The sequence below is a fragment of the Nonomuraea rosea genome, assembly GCF_039539705.1.
In the GTDB taxonomy this organism is placed as follows: domain Bacteria; phylum Actinomycetota; class Actinomycetes; order Streptosporangiales; family Streptosporangiaceae; genus Nonomuraea; species Nonomuraea rosea.
The window spans coordinates 156,841-181,905 of sequence record NZ_BAABDQ010000022.1 but is presented as its reverse complement, the minus strand read 5'-3'; the positions used below and the strand labels follow the sequence as shown (position 1 = coordinate 181,905).

Sequence of the window (25,065 nt, the reverse complement as noted above, 5' to 3'; positions counted from 1 at the left end):
TGCGGCTCACCCTCGCCCATTGACATCGCCCGTCGCGATGCCGACCCTATGGAGCAGAGCGGAGAGCGCTCTCCCAGCGTGAGAGGACGTGTTGTGACAGAAGACGAGCTCGATCACCTCGTGGAAAAGCTGGACCTCGACCAGAAGGTACGGCTGCTCAGCGGCGCCTCGGTGTGGACCACGCAGGCAGAACCCGGCATCGGGCTGCGCGCCATCGTGATGTCCGACGGACCCGTCGGCGTTCGCGGCGAAGGATGGGACGAGCGCAGGACCTCCCTCACGCTCCCCTCCCCCACCGCGCTCGCGGCCACCTGGGACGAGGAGCTGGTCGAGCGGCTCGGCGGGCTGCTGGCCGCCGAGGCCAGGCGCAAGGGGGTGGACGTCCTGCTCGCGCCCACGCTCAACCTGCACAGATCCCCACTCGGCGGCCGGCATTTCGAGTGCTACTCCGAGGATCCGCTGCTGACCGGGCGGGTGGGCGCCGCCTACATCAGCGGCGTCCAGTCCGGCGGCGTGGCGGCGACGGCCAAGCACTTCACGGGAAACGAGTCGGAAACCGAGCGGCTCACCCTCGATGCGCGCATTGACGAGCGCACCCTGCGGGAGGTCTATCTCGCACCCTTCGAGGCCGCGGTGGCCGCCGGAGCCTGGGTGGTGATGACGGGATACAACCGGGTGAACGGCACCACGATGTCGGAGAGCCCGCTGCTGGCCGAACCGTTGAAGGGCGAGTGGGGCTTCGACGGCGTCGTGGTCTCCGACTGGGGCGGGGTCCGCTCCACGCATGACTCGGCCCGCGCCGCGCAGGACCTGGCCATGCCGGGGCCGAACGAGCACTGGGGCGACCGGCTGCTCGCCGCCGTGCGGGCGGGCGAGGTTCCCGAGGAGGCGATCGACGACAAGGTACGCCGGCTGGTCAGGCTGGCCGCGCGGGTGGGCGCACTGGACGGCCACCATCCGGAGACTCACAGCCGGGCCACCGCCACGACGGACGAGCGCGCCCTGCTGAGGCGGGCGGTGGCGTCGAGCGCGGTGCTCCTGCGCAACGAGGGCGGCCTGCTCCCGCTCGACCCGGCGCCGCTGCGCCGGGTGGCGGTGATCGGGCCGAACGCGGCTGCCGCCCGCATCCAGGGCGGCGGCAGCGCCGGCGTCTATCCCACCAGCGTGGTGTCGCCCCTGGAAGGGGTGACCGAGGCGCTGTCCGGCCTGGCCGAGGTCTGCTACGAGCCGGGCGTGTCCATCAGCGACCTGCCCATCCCGCTGAGCCCGCGCAACGCCTGCAACCCCGTGACCGGCGAAGCCGGCCTGCTGGTCCGGCTGCTGGACGGCGCGGGAGCGGAGGTGCATACCGAGCACAGGCTGACCGGCCGCGTACTGGAGCCCACGCTCGTCGGCACCGCCGAAACCGTCGAGATCAGCGCCTGCTTCCGGTCCAACGCCGACGGCGTGTGGGAGGTGGCGGTGGCGGGCTGGGGCCGGGTCTCGCTGGCCGCCGACGGCCGCGTCCTGCTCGACGAGGTCGTGGAACGCGACACGGACGATCCGGCGACCGTCCACCTGTCCCCGCCCTACCGCAGCGCGCCGCTGACGCTGCGGGCCGGCCAGGAGGTCTGCCTCGTGGCCACGAGACAGCTCGGCTCCGGCTCGGGACGGGCGTCGGCGCTGGCCGTCGTCCCGCCGAGGCTGGACGACGAGGCCCAGCTCGCGGCCGCCGCCGAGCTCGCACGTACCTGCGACGTCGCGATCGTCGTGGTGGGCACCACCGACAAGATCGAGAGCGAGGGTTTCGACCGCGACTCCCTCGCCCTGCCCGGCCGCCAGGACGACCTGGTACGCGCCGTGGCCGAGGCCAATCCCAGGACCGTCGTGATCGTCAACTCCGGCGGACCCGTCGCTCTGCCGTGGCGCGAGCAGGCGCCCGCCGTACTCCTGAGCTGGTTTCCCGGCCAGGAGACCGGGCACGGGCTGGCCGACGTCCTCTTCGGTACGGCGGAGCCGGGCGGCAGGCTGCCCACCACCTGGGCGGACACGGCGATCATCGCCTCCAGGCCGGTGGCCGGGGTGCTCTCCTACGACGAGGGCCAGGACATCGGCTACCGCGCCTGGCTGCGGCGGCACGACGCACCCGCCTTCTGGTTCGGGCACGGGCTGGGCTACACCTCCTGGGCCTACGAGAGCCTGTCGGTGCCCGAGTCGGTCGAGCCGCGCCGCCCCTTCACCGCCTCCGTACGGCTGCGCAACACCGGCGCACGCCCTGGCCGCGAGGTCGTCCAGGTCTATCTGAAGCACGACGGCGAGCGACGGCTTGCGGGCTTCGCCCTGGCCGAGGCTGCGCCGGGAGAGACGGTCCAGGTCGCGGTGGAGATCCAACCCCGGGCGCTGCAGCGGTGGTCACCGGAGCGGCAGGCCTGGCGGACGGAGTCGGGAGCCTTCACCGCACTGGCCGGGCGAGCCGTCCACGATCTGCCGCTGAGTGCGGCCTCGACCTGCGCGGACGACAGTCTCCCGGCCAGTGGAGAGCGCTCTCCATGCATGCTATAAAGACCGTATGAAAGAAGGCCTCCCGCAGGTGTCGGCATCCCCTACGTTGGAGGACGTGGCGCGGGCGGCGGGAGTCTCTCGCGCCACGGTCTCCCGCGTGATCAACGGTATCCGCAATGTGGACCCCGCGATCCAGGAGACGGTCAGGCAGGCGATCGCCGTTACCGGTTACGTGCCCAACCAGGCCGCCCGGTCGCTGGTCACCCGGCGTACGGGAGCGATCGCCCTGGTCGTCTCCGGAGCGGGCGGCGACAGCGCGGAGAACCCGTTTCCGAGCCAGGTCTTCGCCGACCCCTTCTTCGGCCGCGTCGCGGCGGGCACGGTCGGTTTCCTGCGGCCCCTTGGGATCCATCCCGTCCTGATGTTCGCCGACACGGCGGAGAGCCGTACCCAGATCGTCGCCTACCTGCGCCAGGGCAACGCCGACGGGGCCGTCCTGGTCTCCACGCACGCCGAGGACCCCCTGCCCAAGCTGCTGGTCGACGCGTCGTTGCCGACCGTCCTGTTCGCCAGGCCGGCCAGGCCCATCCCGATCAGCTATGTCGACGTCGCGCACCGGACGGGAGCGCAGCTGGCGGCCGACCATCTGGTCACCAGGGGCTGCCGCAGGGTGGCCACCATCTCCGGCCCGCTCGACGTGCCCGCCAGCCAGGACCGCCTTGCGGGTTTCCAGGACGCGATGGCGGTACACGGCCACCCCTACATCCCGGTCGCGGAGGGCAACTTCACCGTTTCCAGCGGCGAGGCCGCCATGGAACGGCTGATGGCCGAGCATCCCGACGTGGACGGCGTGTTCGCGGCCAACGATCTGATGGCCCAGGGGGCGCTGCTGGTGCTGCGCCATCACGGGCGCAGGGTGCCCGACGACGTGGCCATGGTGGGCTTCGACGACAGCAGCGCGGCGCTGGCCTGCCGTCCCCCGCTCACCACCGTGCGCCATCCGGTGGAGGACATGGCGGCGGAGATGGTGCGCCTGCTGCTGCTCCACATCGAGGAGCCGGGACTCGCGGCGACCTCAAGGATCTTCCAGCCCACCCTGGTGGTCAGGGAGTCCGCCTGAGCGATGCCCTGCCCGCCCGTCACCGTGGGGAGCCGCGAGGCGGGGCCCGCTGGGCTTGCTGCGCCTCCCTTTCCGTCGGAGCCGCAGGCGGAAAGGGAGGCGGCGAGCACGAGCGCCCCGGCGTGGTCGTTCCTAAGGGTGGTTGACGAGGTAGTCGATGGTCTTGCCGGCGTTCGGCCCGACCGGGCCGCCGGTGTCGTTGATGACGTGGTTGATCGTGCCGAGACCGCCGAGCGAGACGATCACCATGTTGTGGAACTTCACGCCCGGCCTGACCGGCACTTCGAAGGAGCGCTCCGCGACGATGCCCGCGTCCTGCAGGAACAGGCAGTAGCTGCCCAGGCCCCACGCCTCGTGGGTGGTGACCGAGTCGGCGACCTTGTAGGCGGCATAGCCGCGGGTGGAGCCGTTCATGTACGCCGCCTGGTCCGGCGGGTCGTAGGGGCGCTCGTTCTGGAACATGTAGGTCCGGCCGCCGTTGCCGTTCCAGATCGTTTCGTGCTTCTGGTAATGCTCGACGAACAGGCCGTAGGCGGTGACGTCGTCGCCGTTGACGATCACGCCGGTGTCCGCCGTGTTGACCGTCCAGCCGACGCCGTCGCCGTGGTCGCCGCGCCAGGCCCACATGTGGTCGGCGATCACGTGGTCGCTGTTGATGACGAGGCTGACGGTCGCCTTGCCGACGTGCGCGCCCCCGACCCTGAAGTACACGTCGTGCAGCGAGGTGGGGTTGGCCGAGTGGTCGGCGGCCGAGCCGGTGGGGCCGACCTCCATGAGCACGGCCGAGTTGACCGGTGCGGCGTCGATGAGGATGCCGGCGACCTTCACGCCGTCGACGTCGGCCACCGACAATGCGGTGGCGCCGGTGTCGGGGACCAGGGTGGCCAGCCCCATGCCGAGGACGACCGTGTTGGGACGGGTGACCCTGATCGTGCCGTCGAGGTGGTAGACGCCCGGGGTGAACAGCAGGTTCTTGCCCGCCGCGAGGGCGGCGTTGACGGTCGCGGTCGAGACGCCGGGCTTGGCGATGGAGAAGTCACTGATGGAGATGGAGGTGCCGGCGGGGGTGCCGCCGCTCCAGGTCGTGCCTGCGGTGTTCTGCCGCAGTGCGGGGACGAAAACGTTGTAGCGCGACTGGCCGTCCACGTAGAGGAACGGCTTCTCCCGCACGAGCGGGGTCTGGGCGACCACGGTGTGGGAGGGGTTGGGGAAACTCGGCGCCGGTGCGTTGTTCGCACCGACGAAGACCATGTTCCAGACCGAGCCGCTCCAACTGGCCCAGTCGGTGTTGCGGCTCAGCCACTGCTGCTGCGAGCCGGACCTGACCTGGCCGTCGATCTTGGAGTCGGCCAGGAAGCCGCCGCTGGACCAGCCGCCGTCGTCGAGCTGCAGGTCGCCACGGATGTGGACGCGACGCATGGAGACGGCCTGGGAGACCGCCCAGCGGTTGTAGCCCTCGTTCGGCGCGGCCGACAGGTTCTCCGCCGCTCGCCAGAAGTTCTGCGTGGCGTTGCCGCCGAACCAGCCGGCGTCGACCATCACCGGTCCTCTGATGTCGACGTCGTCAGGGGACATGCCGAGACCGGCCACCTGGGTGTAGTACCCGACCCTGACGCCGACCTCGTAGCGGCCGGGCTTGAACAGCAGCGCTTGGCGCTCGTTGCCGAACTGGTTGCTCTCCTGCTGGGCGAACACGGTGTTCAGCTTGTTCTGGATGGTGGGGGCCGACATCGACGGGTCAAAGACCGCGACGTTGGGGCCGAAGTCGGGGTTGCGCGGATCCGGGTCAGGATCGACGACCGCGCCGGTGTGCACGGCGAACTCCCAGAGTGAGTAGCCGTAGCCGGTGGTACGGGCGGTGCCGTACAACCGTAGGTACCGGCCGGTGCCGGTCACGTCGAGCGTCTGCGTGCCGCCCGCGCCGGTCGTGGTCGAGTAGATGTCGGTCCAGGCTGTGGCGTTCGGCGAGATCTGGATCTTGAACGCCTTGGCCGCTGCCGCCTCCCAGGTGAGAACGGCCCGGCAGATGGTCTGGGTGCTGCCGAGGTCGATCTGGATCCACTGCGGGTCGATGGCGGCGCTGGACCAGCGGGTGCCCGGGTTGCCGTCGAAGGCCGCCGCGGCCGGAGTGTCGGCGGCCTGCACCGAGGAGGCCGCCGCCGTCTTACCCTGCGCGACATTGGCCGTACCGCACTGCCCGGGAGTGGAGCCGGTGCTGCCGTAGACCTGGAACTCCCATAAGGAGTAGCCGTAACCGGTACCCCTCGCGGTGCCGTACATGCGCACATAACGCCCCGAGCCCGACACGGTCAGCGTCTGGCCGCCGCCGGTGCCCGTCGTCGTGGAGTACAGGTCGGCCCAGGCCGACCCATCGGCCGACGCCTGGATCTTGAACGACCTACCGAAAGCCGCCTCCCAGGTCAGAACCACCTGAGAGATCGACGCCGTCACCCCCAGATCGACCTGAACCCACTGCGGATCACTCGCCGCACTCGCCCACCTGGTGCCGGCGAGATTGCCGTCGAACGCCGCCGACGCGGCGAAGCCGGCGCCCTCCGACGAAGACGCCGTAGCCGCCTTCCCCTGCGACAACAGGCCATCGGCCGCAGACGCCGGTGCGACCACCGCCAGACCCGACATGAGCAGTCCTATCAGCGTGACGAAGAACGGCCCGAGCCGATGCCGACCAGGAGCACGAGATGGATGCATGATCTCTCCTCACAACCGGGATGCCTGACACACGAGGGCGTCACGAGGGAGAGCGCTCTCCGAGAGAGAGGGTGTACCGTTGCGCCGAATCCTGTCAAGGTCTGCTGGCCATGAGGGCGTAATGCAGCATGCCTCCATGTTTCACCCCCGTGAACTGCGGATTTCGAAAGGGAGCCGGACAGGCCCTTGACAAGGACCACAACCCGGCCCATTCTCCACGGAGAGCGCTCTCCATCGACATTCACTGGGCACCCCCATCCCAAGGAGAGGCAGTGGACCCTTCTCGCAGTCTTGGCATCTATCGCTTAGGACTCTTCTTCGCCACCCTGATCGCGTTGCTCGCAACCGGCCTGGCGATCGTCCCACCCGCCTCGGCGGCCGACGGCCTGCTGTCACAGGGCCGGCCGGCCTTCGCCTCGTCGTCGGAGGGCGGCGCGTTCCCCGCTTCCGCGGCCTTCGACGGCAACCCGGGCACCCGGTGGGCCAGCGCGCAGAGTGACCCGCAGTGGATCCAGGTGGACCTCGGCGCCGCCGCGACGATCTCCCGGGTGGCCCTCACCTGGGAGGGCGCCTACGCCAGGGCCTTCAAGATCCAGACTTCGCCGGACGCGTCCGCCTGGACCGACGTCTACTCGACCACCACGGGCAGCGGCGGCACCCAGACGCTGAACGTGTCGGGCGCCGGCCGCTATGTGCGCATGTCCGGCACCGCCAGAGGCACCGGTTACGGCTACTCCTTGTGGGAGTTCCAGGTGTTCGGCACCGCGAACGGGCAGCCCACCCTGCCGCCCACCTCGCCGCCGCCGTCGGAGCCCGCGACGCACCACGAGTTTCAGGCCAACTGCTCGGTGACCGCCAACCGGCCGGACGACCCGATCGTCTTCCCCGGCCTGCCCGGCGCCTCGCACATGCACACCTTCGTCGGAAACACCACGACGAACGCCGCCAGCACGTTGAACTCGTTGCTGGCCGGCGGCACGTCCTGCACCAACCATCACGACAAGTCCGCCTACTGGTTCCCCAGCTTCTACAAGGGCTCCCAGCTCATCGAGCCGGTCGGGCCACAGGTCATCTACTACAAGTCCGGCATCCTCGACTACTCCAAGGTGCGGACGTTCCCGCAGGGCATGCGGTTCGTCGTGGGCAGCCCGAACGCCACGCTCGCCGAGTTCCGCGACTCCCCCGGCGCCGTCGAGGGCTTCGAGTGCGGAGATCTCAGCCGCCTGTACGACCTGCCCTCAGCGTGCCCGGCCGGTAGCCAGGTCAACGTCCGCTTCCAGGCGCCGAGCTGCTGGGACGGCGTCCACCTGGACAGCGCCGATCACAAGAGCCACCTGGCCTACCCGGTCAACGGTGAGTGCACCGTCAGCCACCCGGTGCCCGTGCCGATGCTCGAGTTCAAGATCGCTTTCCCGGCGAGCGGCGACCTGTCGCAGGCCAGGCTGGCGAGCGGGCGCGGGTACAGCTGGCACTATGACTTCTTCAACGCCTGGACGCCCGCGATCCTGCAGGCCCTGGTCACCCACTGCATCAACGGCGGTCTGCAGTGCAACCCGCGCGGCTACGACCTGTACAAGCCCTATCGCGGCGCCGCGCTGACCGAGAACTACGAACTGCCTTAGTCGCTCCGAACACGACCTGACCCGACAAGCAGCGGTGCCCACCCGGGCCGGGTGGGCACCGCGTGACAGAGGACGGATCGTATGAGAACCGGCCCCGTTGTCCTCTTGCTGTTCCTCCTGCTCGCGGCCGGGTGCTCCGCCGCCCCGGCGCAGAGCGCGCCTGCTGTGCCGGTCGCGGCGACCGCGTCGGTGGTGCCGTCCGGGTTCAACGGCACCGACGTGGCGTGGCTGCAGCTCGTCATCCCCATGGAGGACAAGGCGTTGAGGCTGCTCGACCTCGCGGCCGAGCGCGGCTCCGAGCCTGCCGTACGGCGGCTGGCCGGCCAGGTCCGCGACAGCCACCGGGCCGAGCTGCTTGACCTGCACAGGATCCTGGACAGGACCGGTCTGCCCGCGACGAACGTCCACGAGGGGCACGACATGCCGGGCATGGTGACCACCGACCGGTTCACCCTGATCAGCTCGACGACGGGGCCGCGCTTCGACAGCCACTTCCTGCAGGCCCTGAAGGCGCACCTCGCCCAGACGGCACACATCTCGCGGGGCGAGGCGCAGTCCGGAGCGAACGCCGGCACCAAGGCGCTGGCCAGGTCCATCGCGAGCGCCCGCGGCACCGAGTTGGGTGAGCTCGACCAGCTCAGCCCTTGACGGCGCCCTGCAGGATGCCGCCGATGATCTGCTGCCCAGCAGGGCGAAGACCAGCACCAGGGGCAGCGTGCCCGGCGCAGCCATATCCCACATCCGCGGGCTGCTCACTTCTCGATCTGCTCGGCGATCTTCTCCTCGATGAGGTCGGCGAGCCGTATCTCATACACGGTGTACTCGCGGATCTCGCCGTTTTCCTCGTACGTCCTGCTGCCGTCGCCGAAGCGGTGCCGCACCGCCTTCAGCGCCGGTCCCACCTCGCGGGAGGCCGCCAGAGCTGCGGGCGGCATGCCCAGCAGCACATCGAGCAGGAGGCTGAAGCCTTCCTTCTCGTCGTCCTCACCGTTCTCGTCGTGGACGACAAGGCCGGCTCGCCGCCGGATCTCGGCGGCGATCGTGTCGGCGGTCTCCGGGAGGCCGATCGCCTGCAGGGTCACCTCCGCCTGGTGCCGGGTGTCCCGGTAGATCTCCTCGTCCTCGAGCACGGCCAGCAGGGTCGGCGTCGCGGGCGCCGCGGCGGCACCAGCCTCCCGGAGGGCGTGCAACAGCCGGTATTTGGTCGTCTCGTCACGCCACCAGTGGTCGGCGTCGTTCCGGGTCGGGAAGGGAAAAGCGCGGAGCGCCGCGTGCACGGCCGGGACCACGCCGGCGCCTCGTTCGCCCAAGGTGGCCGAGGTGAGCACCCCGAGGAAGTTGCCGATCCCGGGCAGGCTCGCGACGAGTTGCTCCGTCGTGGGGGCGTCCTCGCCGGTGAAGTACGCCAGCAACCGCCCGGCGGAACCGTGGCCGTCGTGACGGTCGAACATCCGGTAGAGGGCGGTGGTGGCCTTGCCTTCGTCGATTTCCGCCAGCGCGATGACTGCGGCCTCCCGGGCCGCCGGGTCCGCACCGTTGAGGATCAGGTCCGCCAGCGCGTCCGCCGCCGTCTTGTGCCAGGCTTCGCCGAGGTCGCCCGCGGCCAGCTCACGGACCGCTGCCGCGCTCGCTGGGCCGTCGTCCCAGTGGTGGCGTATGTCGTCGAGCAGGGTTTCCGCGTCACCGCCGTCCATCGCCCAGGAGGGGCGGCCGACGCGTTGCGGCACGAGCCCGGCATGTTCGGACCAGTGGAGAACGTGGACCTGGCCGCCGCGCCCGCCGATCAGCCAGCGCCGCCCGTCCGGCGTACCGGCCACATGAGTCAACTCCCGGGGGCCGGCGGGCGTGGGGGGCATGAAGCGGCCGACGGGCCCACGGCCGTGCAGCCGCCAGAGCGCGGCCGTTCCATCCTGGGACACCGACATCACCAGGTCCGTGCCGGTGGCGAGTGCCAACGCCCGGACCCGGCCGTCATGCGCCTGAACCCGTCCGAGGCAGTGCCCCGATCGGGCATCCCACCACGACAGCGAGCCGTCCCGCCCGCCGAGCACCACCAGCGGCCGATCCGGATGCGCCGCGATCGCCGTCGGCCGGGCGGGCGGAACGAACGCGGTCACGAGCGTCCCGGTCTCCGCGTCGAGTACGACCACCCGGCCGCGCCGCGGCGACACCACGAGCCGCCATAGGTCGCAACAGCGCGTCAGCCGCTGATCCGCCGCGTCGTCTTTACCGCCGAAGGCCCACACGACCTCGGTGTCGGCATACGGTTTCTCCTTGGGAGGCCGTCGCCAGGCCTCGATCAGTCCGCTGTCACCGCTCAAGACGATCAGTCCGGAGCCGGTACGTCCCAGCGCCGCCGGATCATGCCGATCGCTCAAGCCGAAGACGCCCAGCCAGCGAAGGTCTCCGCACTGCCTGAGCACCGCCTCCCGGTCCGCGGAGGTGAGGAGCCGCCCGCCGTCCCAAGGAAGCCGCCGCCATTCCAGGGCCTCGGCCGCCACTGTCCACAGCGAGGCCGATTCGCCCGTGGTCAGCAGTTGGGGCCGCCTGGCGTTGCCGATGAAGGCGGCGTTCTCCACAGGTCCGGGCTGCAGCCCTCCCACATACGCGGTGAGCAGGCCACGGCGCAGATCCCACAGCCGGATCTCCCCGGAACGCGCGCCGGTCGCCCCCATCCGCCCGTCTGGGGACACAGCGACCGCGGTGACGGCGTCGCCATGGTCCTCAGACGGCCCTGAGGAAACATCATCGTCGTCGGGCATCCCCGAGAGGTAGCACGTATCCGGCATTTCTGGCGACTCGAAATCCGGCTGACCCTGCGAATGCCGTAAGGGTTCAGACGCCGTCATCCACGACGGCGGACCTCGTAGGCAGCAAGCCGGCCGGATGAGCCGCAGACCTCGCACCCGGAACTTCTGATCATGAACGGCCGTCCGCCGGTGCAGGTACTGCTAACCGATCCGGCGAGCCGCCGGGTCTCCGTGCGCGGGGAGGAACCGCCGGTCGTGGCGTTGATCCGGCAGTTCAACGGGTCAGAGCCATCTAGGGGGATGCCGGGCCGAGGCTCCATTCGGTGATGTTGCCCTTGGCGTCGCCCGCGGCCAGCCAGGACTCCCCTTCATCCTCGGCGATCACCACCGAGTAGACGCGCCCACCGGGAGACTTCAGCGGGTCGCCGAGTTGCTTGCCGCTGCGCAGGTCCCAGACGCGGATGGTTCCGTCGAACCCGCCGGAGGCGACGACCGCGCGGCCTTCCACCCTGCCCGCCGCCAGGGCGGCGACCTCGGCGGTGTGGCCGGAGAACGAGGTCCGCTCCCGGCCGTTGCGCAGGTCCCAGACGCGGACCTTGCGGTCGGAGCCGCCGCTGATCCCGACCGGCGCGCCGTCCATCACGGTGGTCGCCACAGCGAAGACGTCACCGCTGTGGCCGCGGAAGGTGGCGCCCAGAGCGCCGGTCTCCAGGTTCCACACGTGCGCGGTGTCGTCGGCCGACACGGTCACCGCGAACGGACGCCCGTCAGTCGTGCCGGTCGCGACACCGAACACCGGGTCGCTGCCCACCGCCTTCGGCTGGGGCCCGGAGTCCTTGCCCGTCTTCGGGTCCCAAACGTGAACCCTTCCGGCCTCGTCGCCGCTGACCAGCACCGTCTTGCCCGACACCTGCGCGGGAGCGATCGTGTAGACCATTTTCTGGTGGCCCCTGTACGTGGGGCCGAGCGGCTCGGCGCTCTCCGCGAGTGAGGCGACGACCCCGCCGTTCTGCAGCCGCCTGAACATGGCCGCCTCCCCGTCCACCTCGCCCACGTCGATGGCGGCATCCGTCTCCTCGCCGCCGGAGCGCTCCAGCTTGGCGAGCTCGCTGGGGCGCGCGTCGACCTTCCACACCTTGGCCACCCCCTTGGTGCTGCCGGCCAGCACCACGCGCTGTCCCATGTAGGTGCTCACCGCCAGGCTGTTGGCCTCGCCGCCCAGGGTGACCTTCGCCATCCTCTTGCCGTACGGCCGGGCGGCGACGCTGGTCGCCGCCGACGGAATACCCGTCGTCGTCGAGGGTCTGGGGGTTGATGGAACGTTGCTCCCTCCCCCTCGCAGGGCTACCACGATCACGCTCACGAGCACCGCGACGGAGGCGGCCGAGCCCACCACCAGGAGCCTGGACCGCTTACGGCGTGATTCCGCGGGCGGCGGGCCATCCGTGGGCTGCGTTCCGAAAGCAGGTGTTCCGAGAGCAGGTGTCCCGAAAGCAGGTGTTCCGAAAGCAGGTGGCTCGGCGAAGGGCGGTCCGGCCGGCGGCATGCCGGTGGAAGGAGTCCAGGCGTGCGGCGTTCCAGCCGGTGGAGTGGCCGAGTCCTGACCGCGACCGAGAAGGAGGTGCAGGGCCTCGGCTGCTGTGGGACGTTCCCGCGGAGACTTGGCCAGACAGTGGGTGAGAAGGGCGCGCAGAGGTTCGGGGACACCGTCCAGATCCGGCTGGGCGTTGAGGATGCGGTACATCACCGCGGGCAATGTGTCCCGGCCGAAAGACGGGCGCCCCGTCGCGGCGAAACCCACGGTCACCGCCCAGCTGAACACGTCGGACGCGGCCCGCGCCGGCTCACCGCCGATCACCTCGGGAGCCATGTACGTCGGAGTGCCCACCCAGCCGCCGGTGGCGGTCAGGTCGATCACGCGCGCGATGCCGAAGTCGATCACCCGGGGGCCGTCGGAGCCCAGCAGGACGTTCGACGGCTTGAAGTCGCGGTGGACGATCCCGGCCCGGTGGATGGCCGCCAGCGCGGTGGCTGTGCTGACCGCGATGCGGTCGAGCGCGCCTCCAGACCTGGGTCCGTGCTCGCGGACGGAATCCTCCAGTGACGAGCCGTCGACGAACTCCGACACGATGTAGGGTCTGTCACCGTCGACGGCCACGTCCAGCACGCGGGCTGTGCAGAACGCCGCCACCCGCATGGCCGCGTCCACCTCGCGTAAGAAACGCTCGCGCGCCTCGCGTCTCCCCGCCAGCCTGGCGTGCAGCACCTTGATCGCCACCCGCTCGCCCGAGGTGTGCTCGGCCAGATAGACGACGCCCTGCCCGCCCTCACCAAGGCCCCCGACGATCCGGTAGTCACCCAGCCTGGTCGGCTCGCCGGCCTGTAAGGGGCGGAACATGCTTCCCGACGATACACGTTCGAGCCGATCAACGGCGATCCCCTACGTTGACGGCCGGCAGGGCGCCCGGCATCACGATCCGATCCGCACGCCGCGGGTCAACAGGGCCGGCAGGCTCCGAGGCGCGCCTGCTGTCACGGAGGATTCACCCCTTGAGCCCGCCGGCCAGCAGGTCCGCGCGCCAGAAGCGCTGCAGGATCAGGACGAGGATGATGAGCGGGATGACCGACACCGCCGAGCCCATGATGACCAGCGAGTACAGGTCGCCGTCGCCCGCCCCCTTGCCCATGAACGTGTACAGGCCCAGGGTGATCGGATATTTGTCCTGGTCGGACAGCATGATGAAGGGCAGCAGGAAGTTGTTCCAGATGCCGACGAACTGCAGCAGGAACACCGTGACGAGCCCTTGCGTCATCATGGGCAGCACGATGTGGGCGAAGATGCGCAGCTCTCCGGCGCCGTCCAGGCGTGCCGCCTCCAGCGTGCTCTGCGGGACCGCCGCGGTGGCGAAGACGCGGCACAGGAAGATGCCGAACGGGTTGATGATCACCGGCAGGAGCACCGACCAGTGGGTTCCGGCCAGGCCGACGGCGGCCAGCAGCAGATACTGCGGAACGGCCAGCACGATGCCGGGCACCAGCACACCGGCGAGGATCACGGAGAACAGCAGCTGGCGTCCGCGGAAGCGGAACTTGGCCAGGGCGTACCCGGCCATCGCCGACACCAGCGTGGACAGGGTCGCGCCGAGGCCGGCATAGAGCAGCGAGTTGAGTCCCCAGCGCCAGAACTGGCCGTCGGCGTAGGTGCTGAGGTTGGCGAGGTTGTCGAAGAAGCCACTGCCGGGGGCGAAGGAGAAGGTGGTGAACAGCTCGCGCGAGGTCTTGGAGGAGGCGATGACGACCCAGATCACGGGGGCCAGGCAGTAGAGGGCGCCGAGCAGCAGCACGATCAGCGGCAGCCGGCGTCCGCGCGGTGCGCCCGGCCGCTTGCGGTGGCGGAATTGGCGGTCGCCGGTGCGGGTGACGGCGGTCATGCGGTGTCCCCGAACGTGCGGCGCTGGAAGAAGCGCAGCAGGAGCAGCGAGATGACCAGGATGCCGAAGGCCAGCACGACGGACGCGGCGGCGGCCCCGCCGAGGTTGTCGTTCATGAACGCCTCTTGGTAGATCTTCATCAGCGGCACCCAGGTGGAGCTGATGGCGGGGGTCATCGGCCGCAGCGTGGCGGGTTCGCTGTACAGCTGCAGGGTGCCGATCACGGAGAAGAGGCCGGTGAGCACAAGCGCGGGGGCGACCAGCGGGATCTTGATCCGCCAGGCGATCTGCAGCTCGCTGGCGCCGTCGATGCGGGCCGCCTCGTAGACGGAGGTGGGGATGGCGCGGAGCGACGTGAAGATGATGATCATGTTGAAGCCGACGCCGGACCACAGCGCGATGTTGGCCAGGGAGAAGTACAGGGCGGGGAAGCCGAAGAAGTCCAGCGGCCCGGCGTTCAGCTGCTTGGCGATGTAGGTGATGGGGCTGGTGCTGGGCAGGTAGAGGAAGCCCCACAGGAGGCTGGCGATCACGCCGGGCACCGCGTACGGCAGGAAGATCGCGGTACGGGTGAAGCCGCGGGCGCGCACCCTGGGGGTGTCGAGCAGCAGCGCGAACAGCAGGGCCAGGCCGAGCACGCTGGGGATGGAGATGAGGCCGTACAGCAGCACCCGCCCGAGCCCGGCGACGTATTCGGGGTCGCTGAGCGCGGCGGTGTAGTTGTCGAACCCGATGAAGGTCTGCACGCGCCGCCCGAACGCGCCGCCGCCTTCGATGCGGAAGCCGCGGAAGCTCAGGTAGATCGCGTAACCGATCGGGATGATCATGAACAGGGTGAACAGCACGATCGCGGGCGAGGCGAACAGCCAGGGCGGAGCGACGGCGCGCAGGCGCGTTCGCAGGCCGGTGGAGGTGGCGGGCATGAGACGTCCAGAAGGGGTCGAGCGGCGGGCCCGGCGGGTGCGCCGGGCCCGCCGCGTCTACTTGGTGACGGTGTAGCCGGATTTCTGCAGGTCGGCGACCACGGCCTGCTGGGTGGCCTGGTACACCGCCCGGAAGGAGGTCTTGTCGAGCGCGGCCTTGTTGAGCGCGTCTCCGAAGGCGCTCTGTGCGACGTTCACGTTGGGCCCCCAGGTGACCGGAATGGTGGTGTTCTTGATCACCTGCTCGGTGACCTGGTAGAAGTCCTTCTGCTGCGGCATCAGCTTCGGCGGCTCGGCGGTCAGGGTCGCCTGGCGGCCGGCGTTCCCGCCGGGGAAGATGTCGAGGTCGAGCAGCAGCTTGCTGCCTTCGTCGGAGGCGCCCAGCCAGGCGGCGAAGGCCGCGGCCTCCTTGGCCTGCTTGGACTTGGCCGGCACCAGGTAGGCGGAGCCGCCCAGGAACGGGACGGCGGGATCGCCGGCGGTCCACTGCGGCAGCGGCGCCGCCTCCCACTTGCCCGCGGTGTCGGGCGCGACGGACTGGATCACGCTGGGCGCCCAGGCCCCGGCGGCCCAGCTGAGGATCTTGCCGTCGTTGACTTGAGCGTTCCATTCCGGCGTGAGCAGCGGCTCGACCTTGACCAGGTCCCGCTGCACGAGGTCCTGCCAGAAGTCGGCCGTCTTGAGCGAGGGCTCGCTGTCGATGCCGACCTTCCAGGCGTTGCCGTCGTTGCTCCACCACTGGGCCCCCGCCTGGGCGGCCTGCGCGGCGAAGAACTCGAGCTGGGCGGCGGAGAAGCTGGCGATGTAGGCGTCGGGGTCCTTCTTGTGGATCTGCTCGGCGGCCTTGGCATAGTCCGCCCAGGTGGCGGGGACCTCGACGCCGTACTTGTCGAACAGGTCCTCGCGGTAGGTGAGCACCATCGGCCCGATGTCCTGGGGCACGCCGTAGACCTGGTTGTTGAAGGTGGTCAGCGCCCAGATGTTGGGCGCGATCCCCGATTTCACGCCGGCCACGTCGGCGCTGATGTCCTTGACGGCTCCGGCGACCACCAGGGCGGGCACGCCGCGGTACTCGATCTGCACGACGTCGGGGGTGTCGCCGGCCTGGTCGGCGGCCAGCAGCTTGGAGGCGGTGTCGGCGGTCCCGCCGACCTCCGAGAGCTTCACCGTGACGTTCGGATGCTGCTGGTGGTACTTGTCGACGATCGCCTTGGCGGCCGGGTCGCTGCCCTTGAGGCTCCAGGTCCAGAACTCCAGCGTCACCGGCCCGTTCGCGCTCGCGGTGCCCGGGGAGGCGCTGTCACCGGAGGAGCAGGCGGCCAGCGACGCCGCCAGAGCGACCGCCAGCGCGGCGGTCAACATGGTCCGGCGCTGGCGGCGTCGGGGCGGTGTAAGGGGCGGTGAGGTCATGGCGAACTCCTCGGACGGGTGGTGCACCGCGGCGGAATGCCGGGCCGTGCGTTGGGATCTAACCTGATGTTAACGTTGTCATCCTGTCAAGCCCCTGCTCGTAACAGAGCCGACACCGCCTCGGAGCGCACCGCGTGCCCACCTTCCGCAATCCGGTCCTGCCCGGCTGTCATCCCGATCCGTCGATCTGCCGGGCCGGCACGGACTTCTACCTGGTCACCTCGTCGTTCGCCTACTATCCGAGTATCCCCCTCTTCCACAGCCGTGACCTGGTCGAATGGCGTCAGCTCACGCACGTGCTGAGCCGGCCTGGGCAGCTGGCGCTGGACGGCCTGGACGTCTCCGACGGCGTCTGGGCGCCGACCATCCGCCACCACGAGGGGACGTTCTACGTGGTCTCCACGCTGGCGGTGAACCGGCAGGGCCATCTCACCTTCGTCGTGACCGCCGACGATCCGGCCGGGCCGTGGTCGGATCCGATCCCGCTGGAGGCCGAGGGCATCGACCCGTCGCTGTTCTTCGACGACGACGGCCGGTGCTGGCTCACCGCCTGCCGCGACGCCGTGGGCGAGGGCGGTCCGGGCGAACTGTGGATGCGGGAGCTCGACCTGGAGCTGCTCAAGCTCGTCGGCCCCACGCACGTGCTCTGGCACGGCGCCGTACGGGGAGCCTGGGTGGAGGCGCCGCACCTGTACAAGCGCGACGGCGTGTACCACCTGATCGCCGCCGAGGGCGGCACCGAGCGCAACCACGGCGTCACCGCCGCCCGCGCCGGCACCATCACCGGCCCGTACGTCACCGACCCGCGCAGCCCGCTGCTCACCCACCGGCACCGCGACGTGGACGAGCCCATCCAGAACGTCGGCCACGCCGACCTGGTGGACACCCCCGACGGCGAGACCTGGGCGGTGACCCTAGGGGTACGCCCGATCGCGGGCACGCACACGCTGGGCCGCGAGGTGTTCCTGGTGCCCGTCAGCTGGACCGCCCACGGGCCGGTGTTCGCGCCGGAGTCGGGCGGCGTCCGCCTGTCGGAACGGTTGCCGTCGATGGCGACCGGCCGATCGATGGGGCCGTCAAGCAGTGGCGATGCCGCGCCGGCGCGGGTGCACTTCGGTGAGCAGGCGCTCGGCCCGGAGTGGTACAGCCTGCGCGGCCCGCTCGGCGACCGCGTCAGGCCGTCGGCCGGCGGGCTCGCCATCGACCTCGGTACGGAGCCGCTGAGCTCCACCGGCGTGCCGGCCTTCATCGCGCGACGCCAGCAGCACGTCCGCTGCCACGTTCGGACGCGGATCAGCTTCATGGCGGCGCACCCGGCGGAAGAGGCCGGATTGGCCGTCTTCCAGAACCAGGACCACTACGCCACGCTCGCCCTGACCGTGGACGAGAACGGCAGCCCACAGGTGGTGCTGACGGTCCGGGACGCCGGCACGGACACCCGTCTGGCGTGCGCGCCGGTGGACGCGGGCGAGGCGCTGGTCGCGGTCGAGGCGGACGAGGACGGCTACACCTTCCGCCTCTTCGGCGACCAGCAGTGGACGAACCTGGCCACGGTCGAGCGATCCTTCTTCAGCACCGAGCGCGCGGGCGGGTTCGTGGGCGTCTACCTCGGCCTTTACGGCACGAGCAACGGCCGTGCCGGCCAGGGCCGCGCGCGCGTCCATTGGTTCGAGTATGAGCCTCGCGGCTAACGCCGGGGCGGCGCGGTGCTGCGCCGGATCACGAGCTCGGGAGCGATCCGCTCGGACGAGGCCGCCTCACCCCGCATCATCCGCAGCAGCTGCTCGATGGACCGCTCGCCGAGGCTGACGAAATCCTGGCGGACGGTGGTGAGCGCGGGCACCAGATAGGCCGTCCCGGCGATGTCGTCGAAGCCGACCAGCGACACGTCGCGGGGAACCTTGACGCCGAGCTCGGCGAACGCCGCCAGCACCCCCATGGCCATCTGGTCGTTACCGGCGAAGATCGCCGTCGGCGGCCCGTCCGCGTGGCGGGTGACGAGATAGTTGGCCAGCCGGTAGCCGCTGTTGCCGGTGAAGTCGCCTTCGAGCAGCTCACCGCCGGCCTGGGGCGCCTCCTCCAACGCGGCTCTCCAGCCGTCGACCCGGGCCCGCGCGTCGAACGTCCGCAGCGCGCCGGTCAGATGGATGACCTGGCGATGTCCCAGCTCCAGCAGGTGACGCACGGCCAGGCGCGCGCCGAGCTCCTGGTCGAGCTCGACGAAGCCGAGGTCGGGGTTGGGCACGTTGCCGGACATGACCACCGTCATCGGCACACCGGTGACGATGTCGGCCAGGGCGTCCGCCACCATGGGCCGGTCGGCGATGACCGCTATCGCCTCGACCGCCTGGTCGGTGAGCCGCTGCAGCGTCTCGGCCAGGTCGAGGGTGGTGCCGCCCTGCCAGCTGGCCAGGTTGACCCAGTAGCCGGCCCGTTGCGCCGCGGACTGGACGCCGCGCAGGATGCGGGGCAGCTCGTACAGCTCGGCCCCGGCGAGCACCACGCCGATCGTCGAGGAACGGCGGCTCTTGAGCGCGCGGGCGACGCTGTTGCGGCGATAGCCGAGCTTCTCGATGGCGGCCTCGACACGAGCCCGCGTCTCCGGTCGCACGGAGGGGTGACCGTTGAGCACGCGGGATACGGTGACGTGTGACACGCCGGCTTCGCGCGCCACGTCCACCATGCCTGGTGCCCGGTTCATGTCCTTCGCTTTCCGGCCGCCACCGCGACGGTGCTTGTTTTCGATGGTCCCATACCTGCGACAGCGCTCAGGGGACCGGTGCCACGCGGCAGGTGGATCATATCCGGCCCGGGAGGCCGCTTCGGAGCCTCCCCGGCATCATCGGGATATCCGATGGCATGAGCCCCCTGAAAATCTAAGATGGGGCCGCTGACCCATCGGATCTTCGGGAGGACCTCACACGTGCCCAAGCCCATCGTTGTAGTCGCCGACCAACTGTCCGAAGCCGGCCTTGCCACCTTGGGCACGGACTGCGAGATCCGGCACGTCGCAGGCGCGGATCGCCCGAAGCTGCTGTCCGCCGTCGCGGACGCGGACGCCTTGATCGTCCGCTCCGCCACGCAGGTGGACCATGAGGTCATCGCCGCCGCACCGAAGCTGCGCGTGGTCGCCCGAGCCGGCGTCGGGCTGGACAACGTCGACGTCGAGGCCGCCACCGCGTCCGGGGTCATGGTCGTCAACGCGCCGACCTCCAACATCGTCACGACCGCCGAGCAGAGCGTCACGCTCCTGCTCGCCTGCGCGCGCAACACGGCTCAAGCCCACGGGGCCCTGAAGCGCGGTGAGTGGAAGCGATCCGCCTACACCGGCGTCGAGCTCGACGGGAAGGTCGTCGGCATCGTCGGCTTCGGCAAGATCGGCCAGCTCGTCGCCAACCGCCTGCGGGCCTTCGGCGTCGAGATCATCGCCTACGACCCCTACCTGCCTCCGGCCCGCGCCGACCAGGCCGGCGTCACGCTGGTCGGCTTCGAAGAACTGCTCAAAAGATCAGATTTCATCACGCTGCACCCGCCGAAGACCAAGGAGACCGTCGGGCTCCTCGGCCACAAGGAGCTGCGCCTGGTCAAGCCGTCGGTCCGCATCATCAACGTGTCGCGCGGCGGCATCATCGACGAGCACGCGCTCTACATCGCGATCAAGGAAGGGCGCGTCGCCGGCGCCGCTCTGGACGTGTTCGCCACGGAGCCCTGCACCGACAGCCCGCTGTTCGAGCTGGATCAGGTGGTCGTGACCCCGCACCTCGGCGCGTCGACACACGAGGCCCAGGAGAAGGCCAGCACCCACGTCGCGCGCAGCGTCAGGCTCGCGCTCGCCGGCGACTTCGTCCCCGACGCGGTGAACGTCCAGGGCGGCGCCGTCTCCGAGGACCTCAAGCCCGGCCTGCAGCTCACCGAGATCCTGGGCCGCGTCTTCACCGCCCTCGCCGGGCGGACCGCGACCAAGCTCGACGTCGAGGTGCGCGGCGAGCTCGCCGGCCAAGACGTGCGCGTGCTCGAACTGGCCGCGCTCAAAGGCGTCTTCGTCGACGTGATCGACGAGCAGGTCACCTATGTCAACGCGCCCCGCATCGCCAAGGACCGCGGCCTGTCCGTCGAGCTGCTGACCACCGCGGAAAGCCCGCTCTGGCGCAATGTCATCACCCTGCGCGGCGTCCTTGCCGACCGCGGCATCGTCTCCGTCTCGGGAACGCTGTCCGGCCCGCGCCAGATCCCGAAGATCGTCGAGGTCAACGGGTACGAGATGGAGATCGAGCCCACCTGCCACCTGGCGTTCTTCACCTACAGCGACCGCCCGGGCATCGTCGGCGCGGTCGGGCACATCCTCGGCGAGCAGGGCATCAACATCGGCTCCATGCAGGTCTCCCGCTACGCCAAGGGGAGCAAGGCGCTCATCGCCCTCACGGTCGACTCCGCCATCCCGGCCGACGCCGTCGATCGGATCGCCGCCGAGATCGGCGCCGACAGCGGATGCAGCGTCGTTCTGGCGAAGTGAGCGGTCCCGGCCCACCGATCATGCTTTAAGCGCCAATTTCCGGCATCGCGTCGTGACCCCGGGGGAACCACTGCAGGCATGGCGAACGATGATCCCGCCCTGATGTCCGCGCTCACCACGGAGCACTTCGTCCTGCAGACCGCCGCCAGCACCGCCACCAGCGAGGAGTCGTCCCGCGCCACCCTGTACGTCATGGCGCTGTCCAGCTCGCTGGTGGCACTCGGCTTCGCGGCCCCGCCCTCACCCGCTTTCACCCCGCTGGCGGCCACGCTCCTGCCCGCCATCGCCATCCTGGGCCTGTTCACCGGCGTGCGGCTGGTCGACACCGGCCTGCAGAACATCCAGTGCCGCAGCGCGATGGCCCGCATCCGCCACTACTACCGCCAGCTGTCGCCGCAGGCCGCGGCCTACATCATCCCCTGGGCCGGCCCCGCCGAGGACGACCCGGTCGCCGCGGCCACCGCCACCTTAGGAATCGGGCGGCGGCGCGACTGGCTCATCGGCTTCTTCACCATCGCCATGATGATCACCACGATCAACGGCATCGTGATCGGCGCGGGCATCACCCTCCTGATCGTCCAGGTCCTCCCGCTCGGAGCGGCGATCACGCTCGGCCTGCTCGCCGCCGCCGCGTACCTCGTCCTCTTCTTCCGCTACCAGAGCCACCGCTACCGCACCCGGCCCCCGCTCCCCGACCTCATCCAGCCGACCGAGCCGAACCAGACCGCGCCCGACCAGACTGCGCTCGACCAGACTGGGCCTGGCGGCTAGGCGCGCAGGCGGCGGCTGACATCGCCGACCAGGTGGATCCGGACCTGGCGCTCCGTGCGTGACGGCGTTCGTGTCCGCGGCCGTGCTCATAGCCCCGAGGATACGGACGCACGAACGGCGGGAACGCCGCCCGCACCGGTCGTCGAACGGGTCAGGGCGCCGTCACCACGTGACGGCCAGCGTGCCGAGGAAGGAGGTGACGGAGCCGGCCAGGATCCTGTGATCGTGCAGGGACGGGTGCCAGTCGCAGCCGAGGAGGTCGAGCCCCAGGGCGGCGTTGTCGTAGTGCAGGGACTTCACCCGCGAATCGCCCTGGCTGTTGCGCTGCTGGACGATCTGCTGGACGGAGTCCGCCATGGCGGTGGTGTTCGACAGCGTCGGGTAGGTCAGGACGATGTAGGCGTTGGAGCCGTACCGGGTGCGGAGCTTGTCCAGGAAGCCGAGATAGGCGCTGCGATAGGCCGCGGCGAGAGCGTCGGCGTTCGCCCACGGTTCGCCGGAGTTGAGTGCGGTGGAGAAGTCGTTGATGCCCAGGCCGATCACGATCACCTGGGGTTTCCAGCTGCTGGGTTTCTGCCATACAGAGGTGTCGACGGCCTGCAGGGTCCGGTCGTAGTAGGTGCGGAAATCGGTTCCGGCGTTGCCGCCGTTGTAATTGCGGACCATGCCCATTCCGGACCATGCCGTGATCTGGTAATCGGCGTTCAGGCCGCGGGCGGCCAGCGCGCCGAAGGTCTGGTCGGCGTTGGAGTTCGGGTTGACGCCGCCGCTGCCACCGCAGTCGCGGTTCGTCGACATGTTGCCGTAGCCCGCGGTCCACGAGTCGCCGATGAACTCGATCTGCCGGGTTCGCGGGGCGGGCTTGGCGAGGATGCTGCCGCCGGAGGCGGCGACGAACCCGCCGAACTCGCCTGCCGCCCAGGGGCCTTCCGTACGCTTGGCGATGCGTACGGTGTGGTCGGCGTTGCCGAGGTTGCCGATCCAGTGGGTGGTCCTGCCGGGGGCGCGCAGAGTGGCCGGGGTGGCGTTGTCGATCTGGATGTCGTAGTCGTTGCCGGCGTCGTTCAGGACGATCCCGACTCCGGTGCCGTGGAAGCGGCCCTCGAAGGAGACGCCCGGCCAGGTGTATTGGACGCTGCCGCCTTGATCCTTGACCCGTCCCGTGGTGTGGGCCTGGGCCAGGACGGAGCCCGGCGGCGTCGGGGTGGGCGTGGGCGACGAGCCGGTGGGGCACGACGCGGTCGCGCCGGATCCGCTGCCCGTTCCGGTGAAGCCGAACGAGGTCGACTGGCCGGCGCCGACCGCGCCGTTGTAACCGGCGTTCGCGACGGTCACCGTTCCGGTCGTGCCGCTGTTGACGCCGTTCCAGAGCGAGCTGATCGCCGCTCCGGCCGGCAGGGTCAGGGTGACCGTCCAGCCGGTCAGCGGGGTGGTGCCGGGGTTGGTCACGACGACTTCACTCTGGAACCCGCCGTTCCAGCTGCCGATCTGCCGGTACGTGGCGGTGCAGGTGCCGGCGAGACTGCCGGCGGTCGTGGCGGCGGTCACCGGCACCGTCACGGCGGCCAGGCTCAGCCCCGTGGCGAGGGCTGCGGCGGCGGCCATACTCCAGATTCTTCGCCGTCGAGAACTTCTCATCGTCCATTACTCCCGAGAATTGGCGCGTCACACCGGCGACCGGTCCTTCCTCGATCGCGGCTAAGGGGACGTTAGATAGCCCGGATAATGGGGTCAATCACGGCGGGCCGACCTGCGATGAATGGCCACGGGCAGCGCCGAGCGGTCATTTTCGGCGGCATCCGATGAAACATTCACGAGAAGATCAGAGCCCGCTCCGCCGCCGGAAGAAGCCATTCCTGGTCGGCGGAAATGTCAGGACCTTCGCCTCTAATGCCAGCCGAGGCGACCGGACATCCTGCAAAGGTGCAACTCGATTCATCCGGCCTGCAGGTGCTCTCGCGCCCGGAGTGCCTGCGCCTGCTGTCCTCCACGCCGATAGGACGGATCGTCTTCACCGACCGGGCCCTGCCGGCCGTCCAGCCGGTGGCGTTCTGCCTGGACGGCGAGCGCATCGTGATCCGCACCGGCATCGGCTCCAAGCTGGCCGCCGCCACGCGCGACGCCGTGGTGGCCTTCGAGGCCGACGAGTTCGACCCGCACGAGAGAACGGGATGGTCCGTCACCGCCGTGGGGCACGCGCGAGCTGTGCGCGATCCGGCCGAGATCGCCAGGCTGGCGGCGCTGCCGCTGATCGCGTGGGCGCCGGGCAGCCGCGACCACTACATCGTGGTGCTGGCCGAGCAGGTGTCCGGCCGCCGGATCATCAGAGAACAGCAGGTCAGCCAATGGCGGGATGGGCGCGATACTCCCCGTCGGTGACCAGCTCACCCCATTCGGTCTCGGGTAGGGATGCAGCCAAGGTACGGGCGGACATCGGGACCGCGCCGACCTCCAGTCTGCTGTTGCCGCGATTCAGCCTGTCCACCAGGGCCGGTGCCGTCTCGGCGCCGCCAGCGCGGGCGGCGCGGACTCCGCCAAAGCCGCACCGGCCGCCCTGGCGGCAGGCACCGCCACGCCATCGGTGCTGTTCGACGACGAGGAACCCGTGGCCATCGCCGTCGGCCTGTGCACGGTGACCAGGTGTCCCGTCGCGGACATCGATCAGGCGAGCAACAACCGGCGCCAAGTGTCGGCCAGCCATGTCTCGAAGCGCTCAGGCGTCCAGCCCCGGTCGTGGACCAGCAGCAGGTAGTACTCCGGGGCGTTCGTGCTCCACACCACGTCGGCCACCTCGTCGAGCGTGAGGTCGGTGCGTAGCTCACCAGTCGCCGCGAGATCCTGGGCGAACAGCCGCATGTTGGCCGCACGCCTCTCGGCGATCTCCCGCCAGAGGGCTGCCAGTTTCGCGTCCTGCGCCGACGCGTCACGCAGGGCGACGAAGAGCGGCGCGATCCGCTCCTGGATCGGCCGGATCGCCGCCGCGTAGATGGCGATCTTCTCGCCCGCGCTGGTCGCCTGCCTGATCCGCTGCACGTAGTCGCGCTGCTCGGCCTCGACCGGGTGGTCACCGCCCGACAGCGCGGACTCGATGAGCAGCCGGAACAGCACCGGCTTGCGGCCCACGGCGGCGTAGACCGTGTCGACCGCCACGCCGGCCGCCCGCGCGACCTCGGGGATGGTGGCCGCCGCGTACCCCCGCTCGACGAACACCGCGCGCGCGGCCTTGAGTATCGCGCTCCTGGTCTGCAGCGCCTGCTCGGCACGCTTGGGAGAGCTGTATCGGCGGGCCTTGACGTGGTCGGTCACGCGCCCTACCTTACCAGTATTCATCCGAA

Annotated in this window: 17 protein-coding genes; 8 read left to right on the top strand and 9 right to left on the bottom strand. The window is 70.1% G+C overall.

All coding sequences use genetic code 11. From position 1 onward, the window contains the following. Positions 1-93 precede the first annotated feature (93 nt). Entirely contained in the window at positions 94-2,541 is a 2,448-nt protein-coding gene (locus ABEA43_RS39665; RefSeq protein ID WP_345570246.1) for a glycoside hydrolase family 3 C-terminal domain-containing protein, read from the top strand. A 7-nt stretch (positions 2,542-2,548) separates the two neighbouring features. Continuing rightward, on the top strand, positions 2,549-3,601 hold the full coding sequence (locus tag ABEA43_RS39660) for a LacI family DNA-binding transcriptional regulator (RefSeq protein WP_345570244.1): 1,053 nt from the start codon (positions 2,549-2,551) through the stop codon (positions 3,599-3,601). 132 nt (positions 3,602-3,733) lie between these two features. Here the strand turns inward: ABEA43_RS39660 and ABEA43_RS39655 are convergent, their stop codons facing one another. Continuing rightward, a complete protein-coding gene (locus ABEA43_RS39655) occupies positions 3,734-6,310 on the bottom strand; it encodes a discoidin domain-containing protein (RefSeq protein ID WP_345570242.1) in 2,577 nt (858 codons plus the stop codon). Between the two features lie 335 nt (positions 6,311-6,645). Between ABEA43_RS39655 and ABEA43_RS39650 the strand changes: the two genes are divergently transcribed. Next, positions 6,646-7,932, top strand: a complete 1,287-nt coding sequence (locus ABEA43_RS39650; RefSeq protein ID WP_345570240.1) for a DUF1996 domain-containing protein — start codon at positions 6,646-6,648, stop codon at positions 7,930-7,932. A gap of 81 nt (positions 7,933-8,013) precedes the next feature. After that, a complete protein-coding gene (locus tag ABEA43_RS39645; protein ID WP_345570238.1) occupies positions 8,014-8,580 on the top strand; it encodes a DUF305 domain-containing protein in 567 nt (188 codons plus the stop codon). Between the two features lie 104 nt (positions 8,581-8,684). Here the strand turns inward: ABEA43_RS39645 and ABEA43_RS39640 are convergent, their stop codons facing one another. The 5 genes from ABEA43_RS39640 to ABEA43_RS39620 form a co-directional block, all read right to left on the bottom strand. Continuing rightward, on the bottom strand, positions 8,685-10,694 hold the full coding sequence (locus tag ABEA43_RS39640; protein WP_345570236.1) for a hypothetical protein: 2,010 nt from the start codon (positions 10,692-10,694) through the stop codon (positions 8,685-8,687). A gap of 280 nt (positions 10,695-10,974) precedes the next feature. After that, complete coding sequence (locus tag ABEA43_RS39635; RefSeq protein ID WP_345570234.1) at positions 10,975-13,080, bottom strand: WD40 repeat domain-containing serine/threonine-protein kinase; 2,106 nt, start codon at positions 13,078-13,080, stop codon at positions 10,975-10,977. Between the two features lie 145 nt (positions 13,081-13,225). Then, complete coding sequence (locus ABEA43_RS39630; protein ID WP_345570232.1) at positions 13,226-14,113, bottom strand: carbohydrate ABC transporter permease; 888 nt, start codon at positions 14,111-14,113, stop codon at positions 13,226-13,228. Beyond that, on the bottom strand, positions 14,110-15,036 hold the full coding sequence (locus tag ABEA43_RS39625; RefSeq protein WP_345570230.1) for a carbohydrate ABC transporter permease: 927 nt from the start codon (positions 15,034-15,036) through the stop codon (positions 14,110-14,112). Before ABEA43_RS39625 ends, ABEA43_RS39630 begins: the two co-directional genes overlap by 4 nt. 57 nt (positions 15,037-15,093) lie before the next feature. Further along, the gene (locus ABEA43_RS39620) at positions 15,094-16,398 is read right to left on the bottom strand and encodes an ABC transporter substrate-binding protein (protein ID WP_345570228.1); all 1,305 of its coding nucleotides are present in this window, start codon (positions 16,396-16,398) and stop codon (positions 15,094-15,096) included. A 182-nt stretch (positions 16,399-16,580) separates the two neighbouring features. Between ABEA43_RS39620 and ABEA43_RS39615 the strand changes: the two genes are divergently transcribed. Beyond that, positions 16,581-18,137 carry a glycoside hydrolase family 43 protein gene (locus ABEA43_RS39615; RefSeq protein WP_345570226.1) on the top strand — a complete coding sequence of 519 codons (1,557 nt, stop codon included), beginning with the start codon at positions 16,581-16,583 and terminating at the stop codon, positions 18,135-18,137. On the opposite strand, the gene ABEA43_RS39610 is transcribed toward ABEA43_RS39615, so the two are convergent. Continuing rightward, a complete protein-coding gene (locus ABEA43_RS39610) occupies positions 18,134-19,147 on the bottom strand; it encodes a LacI family DNA-binding transcriptional regulator (protein WP_345570224.1) in 1,014 nt (337 codons plus the stop codon). The two genes, ABEA43_RS39615 and ABEA43_RS39610, sit on opposite strands and share 4 nt — an antisense overlap. Before the next feature lie 222 nt (positions 19,148-19,369). On the opposite strand from ABEA43_RS39610, the gene serA reads away from it, so the two are divergent. After that, complete coding sequence (serA, locus tag ABEA43_RS39605; RefSeq protein ID WP_345570222.1) at positions 19,370-20,959, top strand: phosphoglycerate dehydrogenase; 1,590 nt, start codon at positions 19,370-19,372, stop codon at positions 20,957-20,959. 78 nt (positions 20,960-21,037) lie between these two features. Next, positions 21,038-21,730: a hypothetical protein gene (locus tag ABEA43_RS39600; RefSeq protein WP_345570220.1), complete on the top strand. Its 693-nt coding sequence runs from the start codon at positions 21,038-21,040 to the stop codon at positions 21,728-21,730. Positions 21,731-21,892: 162 nt separating this feature from the next. Here ABEA43_RS39600 and ABEA43_RS39595 read toward each other — a convergent pair whose 3' ends face one another. Further along, entirely contained in the window at positions 21,893-23,335 is a 1,443-nt protein-coding gene (locus ABEA43_RS39595; protein ID WP_345570219.1) for a cellulose binding domain-containing protein, read from the bottom strand. 318 nt (positions 23,336-23,653) lie between these two features. Between ABEA43_RS39595 and ABEA43_RS39590 the strand changes: the two genes are divergently transcribed. Then, entirely contained in the window at positions 23,654-24,109 is a 456-nt protein-coding gene (locus tag ABEA43_RS39590; protein WP_345570217.1) for a pyridoxamine 5'-phosphate oxidase family protein, read from the top strand. A gap of 282 nt (positions 24,110-24,391) precedes the next feature. Here ABEA43_RS39590 and ABEA43_RS39585 read toward each other — a convergent pair whose 3' ends face one another. Then, entirely contained in the window at positions 24,392-25,036 is a 645-nt protein-coding gene (locus tag ABEA43_RS39585; protein ID WP_345570216.1) for a TetR/AcrR family transcriptional regulator, read from the bottom strand. Positions 25,037-25,065 lie beyond the last annotated feature (29 nt).